Genomic DNA, 7,129 nt, shown 5'->3' with positions numbered 1-7,129 from the left:
ACGGCATCCGGCGTCAGACCGATGCGGTCGAGCACCTGGCCGCGCGAGCCGTGGTCGAGGAACTCGCTCGGGATGCCGAACTGGTCGAGCGGTGTGGCCAGGCCGGCCTCGCGCAGCACCAGCTCAACCTGGGAGCCGATGCCACCCACGACGACGTTGTCCTCGACGACGGCGACCCGGCCCGCTGCCCCAGCGAGGGTCACGAGGTCCGGGCTGACCGGCAGCGCCCACACCGGGTCGACGACGCGCACGCGCACCCCTTCGGCCGAGAGCTTCTCAGCCGCAGCCATCGCGGTGGCCGCCATCGACCCGACCCCCACGAGGAGCACGTCGACCTCTGCCTCGTCGGGCTCGGCCAGGACGTCGACGGTGCCGACGGTGCGAACGGCCTCGATCGGGGCACCCACCGACCCCTTGGGGAAGCGCACCACCGAGGGGGCATCGGAGATGTCCACGGCGGCGCGCACCGCGCGGGCCACCTGCTGCCCGTCGCGTGGTGCCGCGAGGTGCAGCCCAGGCACGACACCGCTGATCGTCATGTCCCACATGCCGTGGTGCGAGGCGCCGTCGGGGCCGGTGATGCCCGAGCGGTCGAGCACGACGGTGACCCCGGCGCGGTGCATCGCGCAGTCCATGAGCAGCTGGTCGAAGGCGCGGTTGAGGAACGTCGCGTAGACGGCCACGACCGGGTGCAGGCCGGAGAACGCCAGACCGGCGGCCATCGTCAGCGCGTGCTGCTCGGCGATGCCGACGTCGAACGTGCGCTCGGGGTAGGCGTTGCTGAAGTCCTTGAGGCCGACGGGGATCATCATCGCCGCGGTGATGGCGACGACGTCCTCACGCTCTGCCCCGATGCGCACCATCTCGTCACTGAACTCGTCGGTCCAGCTGCGGCCGGCGATCTCCAGCGGGAGGCCGGTCTCGGGGTTGATGACCCCGACGGCGTGGAACTGGTCGGCCTCGTCGGTGATGGCGGGGTCGTAGCCGCGCCCCTTCTGGGTGATGACGTGCACGAGCACCGGGCCACCGAAGGCCCGGGCCTTGCGCAGCGCGGCCTCGAGGGCCTGCTCGTCGTGCCCGTCGACCGGGCCGACGTACTTCAGGCCGAGGTCCTCGAAGAGCCCCTGGGGCGCGACGATGTCCTTGATGCCCTTCTTCATCCCGTGCAGCGTCTCGTACATCGCGCCGCCGACGACGGGGGTGCGCGCCAGGGTGTGCTTGCCCCAGTCGAGGAAGCGCTCGTAGCCGCGGGTCGTGCGCAGGGTCGCCAGGTGATCGGCGAGGCCGCCCCTGGTCGGCGCGTAGGAGCGTTCGTTGTCGTTGACGACGATGACCAGGGGGAGGTCCGGCTCGGCCGCGATGTTGTTCAGCGCCTCCCAGGCCATGCCGCCGGTCAGGGCGCCGTCACCGATGACCGCGACGGTGTGGCGGTTGGTCTCTGCACGCACGACCCGGCCAGCGGCGATGCCGTGGGCCCACGACAGCGAGGCCGAGGCGTGGGAGTTCTCGACGACGTCGTGCACGGACTCGGCGCGGCTCGGGTAACCGGACAGGCCACCCTGGGTGCGCAGCCCCGAGAAGTCGTGGCGCCCGGTGAGCACCTTGTGCACGTAGGACTGGTGGCCGGTGTCGAACACCACGGTGTCGTTCGGCGAGTCGAAGACCCGGTGGATCGCGATGGTCAGCTCGACGACGCCCAGGTTCGGGCCGAGGTGGCCGCCGGTGCGCGAGACCTCGTGGACGAGGAAACGGCGGATCTCCTCGGCCAGCTCGGGCAGCTGGTCGGCACTCAGCTTCCTGAGGTCGTTGGGGCCCTCGATGCGGTCGAGCAGACTCACCGGTGCCCACCTCCTGATCTGATGCAACATCCACGACACGAACCCCAGAAGTCTAGGCGCTCGACCCGGTCGACCCTTGACAAGGCACCGATCACAGCCGCGGGACGAACTCCAGACCGCGCAGGGCGTCCAGGAGCAGCCCCGCAGCCCGCCTGGCCGACAACAACCGCACCCCTTCGCACTCGAGGTCGCTCAGCACCTGGGCCACCCCCTCGGGGCCGATGTCGTCGACGAGCTCGACCCGCACCTCGCGGTAGGCCGAGCGCATCGCGTCGAGCTGGGCGTCGAGGTGGCGCACCGTGAACCACGCCAACGCCACCGGATGCCGTCGCCACGCCGGATAGAGCCGATAGTCCGGTGGGCAGTGGTCGAGCAACCAGGCCGTGGCCCGGTGGTCCCAGCCGCGCTCACCCGGTGGTGGGACACCGTTCGGCCATCCCGGTGGGCCAGCCAGGCCCGAGCCGGATGCCGCTCGCTGGCGCGCCGGGGAGGCCGGGCTCCCAGCGCGCAGCGGCGGATTCTCGAACACGTGTTCGAGCATACGCCGGGATCACATGGTGGACGAAGACTCTTCAGGTAATCGAGCGTTATACATTTGATGACTGTTGCTAATCCTTTGGCAGCGTGACCGACCCCGTTCGGCCCTGCTGACCACGACGACCCACCGGTGGAGACATGACCGCACAGACGACCGAAGGCACGACCGGGCGGGCTCTTCGCCCCCCTCGGGCCGGGCGCTCGAACGGCCAGTGGGCGGTCGACGGCCGGGAGCCGCTGAACCCCAACGAGGTGTGGAAGCAGGAGGACGGCGGCCTCAACGTCCGCGAGCGCATCGAGCAGATCTACTCGCGCGACGGCTTCGCCTCGATCCCCCCGCAGGACCTCAGTGGCCGGTTCCGCTGGTGGGGGCTGTACACCCAGCGCAAGCCCGGCATCGACGGCGGCCGCACGGCCCAGCTCGACGACACCGAGCTCTCCGACGAGTACTTCATGCTGCGGGTGCGCCTCGACGGCGGCGCCCTGACCCTGCACCAGCTGCGCGTGCTCGCCGACATCAGCCACGACTTCGCCCGCGGCACCGCCGACATCAGCGACCGGCAGAACATCCAGTACCACTGGATCCGCGTCGAGGACGTCCCCGAGATCTGGCGGCGCCTCGAGGCCGTCGGGCTCCAGACGACCGAGGCCTGCGGTGACACCCCCCGCGTCATCCTCGGCAGCCCGCTCGCCGGGATCGCCGCCGACGAGATCCTCGACCCGACCCCGGTCATCGACGAGATCACCCGCCGCTTCGTCGGTGACCCCGAGCTCGCCAACCTGCCCCGCAAGTTCAAGTCCGCCATCACCGGCCACCCGAGCCTGGACGTCGTCCACGAGATCAACGACATCTCCCTCGTCGGCGTCGTCCACCCCGAGCTGGGCGCCGGCTACGACCTGTGGGTCGGTGGCGGCCTGTCCACGGCGCCGCGCCTGGCCGAGCGGATCGGCGTCTTCGTCGCCCCGGACGAGGCCGCAGAGGTCTGGCTGGGCGTCATCCGCATCTTCCGCGACTACGGCTACCGCCGGATGCGCACCAAGGCCCGCCTGAAGTTCCTGCTCGCCGAGTGGGGCCCCGCGAAGTTCCGCGAGGTGCTCGAGACCGAGTACCTCGCACGCGCCCTGCCCGACGGCCCTCCCCCCGCCCCGGCATCCACCCCCGGCGACCACGTCGGCATCCACCTCCAGAAGGACGGCAACCACTACGTCGGCGCCGCCCCGGTCGTCGGGCGCGTCAGTGGCGACGTGCTCACCGGCCTCGCTGATGTCATGGAGGCCGCCGGCACCGACCGGGTGCGCCTGACCCCGCACCAGAAGCTCGTCGTCCTCGACGTCCCGCCCGCCCGTCTCGACGACCTCGTCACCGGCCTCGAGAACCTGGGCCTGTCGGTCGCACCGAGCCCGTTCCGGCGCCACACGATGGCGTGCACCGGCATCGAGTTCTGCAAGCTCGCGATCGTCGAGACCAAGGCGGCTGCCGCCACGGCCATCGCCGAGCTCGAGCAGCGCCTGGCCGACGTCACCGCGCAGATCGACGCCCCGGTCACCCTGAACGTCAACGGCTGCCCCAACTCGTGCGCCCGCATCCAGGTCGCCGACATCGGCCTCAAGGGCATGATCGTGACCGTCGACGACGTCCAGCAGCCCGGCTTCCAGGTGCACCTCGGCGGCGGGCTGGCCTCGGCCGACCGCGACGAGGCCGGCCTCGGGCGCACCGTGCGTGGCCTGAAGGTCACTGCTGCAGACCTACCCGACCTGGTCGAACGCCTCGTCCGCCGCTGGCTGGACCAGCGCGCACCCGGTGAGACGTTCGCGACCTGGGCCCACCGCGTCGACGAGGAGGAGCTGCGATGAGCGCAGACCAGACCACGACCACCACCCCGGCATCCACCGCCCCGACCCGCCGGCGCACCACCGACGAGTTGCGCGCGCTCGCCACCGAGGGTGAGCGGCTCCTCACCGCCGCCCACCGTCCGGGTGGGACCGAGGCGGATGCCGCGGAGGTCGCGGAGTGGGCCGCGCGCACCTTCCCCGGCACCCTCGCCGTCGCGTGCAGCATGGCGGATGCCGTGCTCCCCCACGTCGTCGCGGAGCAGGCCCCCGGGGTCGACGTGCTCTTCCTCGACACCGGCTACCACTTCGCCGAGACCCACGGAACGCGCAACCAGGTCGAGCACGAGCTCGACGTCACGATCGTCGACGTCCTGCCTGAGCTGACCGTCGCCGAGCAGGACGCGCAGTACGGCCCGACGCTGCACGACCGCGATCCCGCCGCCTGCTGCCGGATGCGCAAGGTCGAACCGCTGAAGGCCGCGCTGGCCGGTTACGAGGCCTGGGTCACCGGCGTGCGACGCGAGGAGGGACCGACCCGGGCCGACACCCCGCTCGTCACCTTCGACGAGCAGTTCGGCCTCGTGAAGCTCAACCCCCTCGCTGCCTGGTCGTTCGACGACCTGCTCGGCTACGCCACCGACCGGCGGGTGCCCGTGAACCTCCTGCTCTCCGACGGGTACCCCTCGATCGGCTGCGAGCCGTGCACGAAGCGCGTCGCCCCCGGCGACGACCCACGCGCCGGACGCTGGGCCGGGTTCGCCAAGACCGAGTGCGGGCTGCACCCATGAGCGCCACGATGACGAAGGAATCCACATCCGTGAGCACGACCTCCACCGACCTCCCGGTCCTGACCCAGCTCGACGTCCTCGAGAGCGAGGCGATGCTCGTCATCCGCGAGATCACCGCCGAGCTCGAACGTCCCGTGCTGCTCTTCAGCGGCGGCAAGGACTCCGTGGTCATGCTGCACGTCGCCGCCAAGGCATTCTGGCCGGCCCCCGTGCCCTTCCCCGTGCTGCACGTCGACACCGGGCACAACTTCCCCGAGGTGCTCGCCTACCGCGACGCCACCGTCGAGCGGCTCGGCCTGCGGCTCGAGGTGGCCTCGGTCCAGGACTGGATCGACGACGGCCGCCTGCGCGAGCGTGCCGACGGCACCCGCAACCCGCTGCAGACCCAGCCGCTGCTCGACGCCATCGCCCGGCACCGCTTCGACGGGGTCTTCGGGGGCGGTCGCCGCGACGAGGAGAAGGCCCGCGCCAAGGAGCGCGTCGTCAGCCTGCGCGACGACTTCGGCCAGTGGGACCCCAAGAACCAGCGCCCCGAGCTGTGGAACATCTTCAACCCGCGCCACCGCCCGGGCGAGCACGTGCGGGTGTTCCCGCTGTCGAACTGGACCGAGCTCGACGTGTGGCGCTACATCGAGCGCGAGAACATCGACCTGCCCGGCCTGTACTACGCCCACGACCGCGAGGTCTTCGAGCGTGACGGCATGTTGCTCGCGGTCGGTCCGTACTCCCAGCCTCGCCCCGGCGAGCGCGTCGAGACCCGGCAGGTCCGCTACCGCACCGTCGGTGACATGTCCTGCACGGGCGCGGTGGCCAGTGACGCGGCATCCGTCGCCGACGTCGTCGCCGAGGTCGCGGCCTCCACGCTGACCGAGCGCGGGGCGACCCGCGCCGACGACCGGATCTCCGAGGCCGCCATGGAGGACCGCAAGAAGGAAGGCTATTTCTGATGTCGACCCTGCTTCGCCTCGCGACCGCCGGATCGGTCGACGACGGCAAGTCCACCCTCGTCGGGCGGCTGCTGCACGACTCCAAGTCCGTCCTCGTCGACCAGCTGGATGCCGTGGAGCGGGTCAGCCGGGACCGCGGTCTCGACACGGCCGACCTCGCGCTGCTCACCGACGGGCTACGGGCCGAACGCGAGCAGGGCATCACCATCGACGTCGCGTACCGCTACTTCGCGACCGCCGAGCGCTCGTTCGTCCTGGCCGACTGTCCCGGCCACGTGCAGTACACGCGCAACACCGTCACCGGGTCCTCGACGGCCGACGCCCTCGTGCTGCTCGTCGACGCCCGCAAGGGAGTGCTCGAGCAGACCCGTCGCCACCTCGCCGTCGCGGCCCTCATGCGGGTGCCGCACGTCGTCATCGCCGTGAACAAGATCGACCTCGTCGCCCACAGCGAAGAGGTCTTCCGCACCCTGGCCGCCGACGTGCGGGCGATCGCGACCGAGCTCGGCATCCCCGACGCGCACGCCGTGCCGGTCTCCGCCCTCGTCGGGGACAACGTCGTGGACCGCTCCCCCAACACCCCGTGGTACGACGGGCCGTCGCTGCTCGAGCTCCTCGAGACCCTGCCCGCCGACACCGACCCGGTGCACGAGTCGTTCCGGATGCCGGTCCAGGTCGTCATCCGTCCCCAGGGCGCCGCCCGCTCACCCGAACACGTGGAGTACCGCGGGTACGCGGGGCAGCTCGCATCGGGTTCGGTGCGGGTCGGCGACGAGGTCGTCGTGCACCCGTCGGGGCTGCGGTCCACGGTTGCGGGGATCGATCTCGGTGAGCAGTCGCTCGACGTGGCCGTAGCCCCGCAGTCGGTGACCATCCGCCTCACCGACGACGTCGACGTCAGTCGCGGCGACCTCCTCGCCGCCGCCACCGACCCCGTGCCGCTGCGTCAGGAGGTGACCGCGCTCGCCTGCTGGCTCGGCGACGAGCCGCTGCGCCCCGGTGCTCGCCTGCTCGTCAAGCACGGGTCCCGCACGGTGCTCGCGATGGTGCGCTCGATCGACGGCCGCCTCGACCTCGACGCCCTGCGCCTGGCCCCGGCCGGCGAACTGGCCCTCAACGACATCGGCCGGGTGACGGTGCGCTTCGCCGCTCCCCTGCCCGTCGAGGAGTACTCGACCTCACGCCG

6 protein-coding genes are annotated in these 7,129 nt (G+C 71.4%); 4 read left to right on the top strand and 2 right to left on the bottom strand.

All coding sequences use genetic code 11. The features are described 5' to 3' along the window. Positions 1-1,838 (bottom strand): 1-deoxy-D-xylulose-5-phosphate synthase (dxs, locus tag PLL68_RS09490; protein ID WP_324533521.1); only part of this gene is annotated, 1,838 nt, incomplete at its 3' end. A gap of 91 nt (positions 1,839-1,929) precedes the next feature. Next, complete coding sequence (locus PLL68_RS09485; protein WP_324533520.1) at positions 1,930-2,367, bottom strand: hypothetical protein; 438 nt, start codon at positions 2,365-2,367, stop codon at positions 1,930-1,932. Between the two features lie 146 nt (positions 2,368-2,513). On the opposite strand from PLL68_RS09485, the gene PLL68_RS09480 reads away from it, so the two are divergent. From PLL68_RS09480 to PLL68_RS09465, 4 genes are all read left to right on the top strand, one after another. Beyond that, the gene (locus tag PLL68_RS09480; RefSeq protein WP_324533519.1) at positions 2,514-4,229 is read left to right on the top strand and encodes a nitrite/sulfite reductase; all 1,716 of its coding nucleotides are present in this window, start codon (positions 2,514-2,516) and stop codon (positions 4,227-4,229) included. Then, positions 4,226-4,996, top strand: a complete 771-nt coding sequence (locus PLL68_RS09475) for a phosphoadenylyl-sulfate reductase (protein ID WP_324533518.1) — start codon at positions 4,226-4,228, stop codon at positions 4,994-4,996. The genes PLL68_RS09480 and PLL68_RS09475 overlap by 4 nt, the downstream gene beginning before the upstream one ends. Next, positions 4,993-5,943 carry a sulfate adenylyltransferase subunit CysD gene (gene cysD, locus PLL68_RS09470; protein WP_324533517.1) on the top strand — a complete coding sequence of 317 codons (951 nt, stop codon included), beginning with the start codon at positions 4,993-4,995 and terminating at the stop codon, positions 5,941-5,943. The genes PLL68_RS09475 and cysD overlap by 4 nt, the downstream gene beginning before the upstream one ends. After that, positions 5,943-7,129 (top strand): sulfate adenylyltransferase subunit 1 (locus PLL68_RS09465; RefSeq protein ID WP_324533516.1); only part of this gene is annotated, 1,187 nt, incomplete at its 3' end. The genes cysD and PLL68_RS09465, both read left to right, overlap by 1 nt.

Source organism: Ornithinibacter sp. (assembly GCF_035443565.1).
GTDB lineage: Bacteria > Actinomycetota > Actinomycetes > Actinomycetales > Dermatophilaceae > Fodinibacter.
This window is presented reverse-complemented; position numbering and strand designations above follow the sequence as displayed.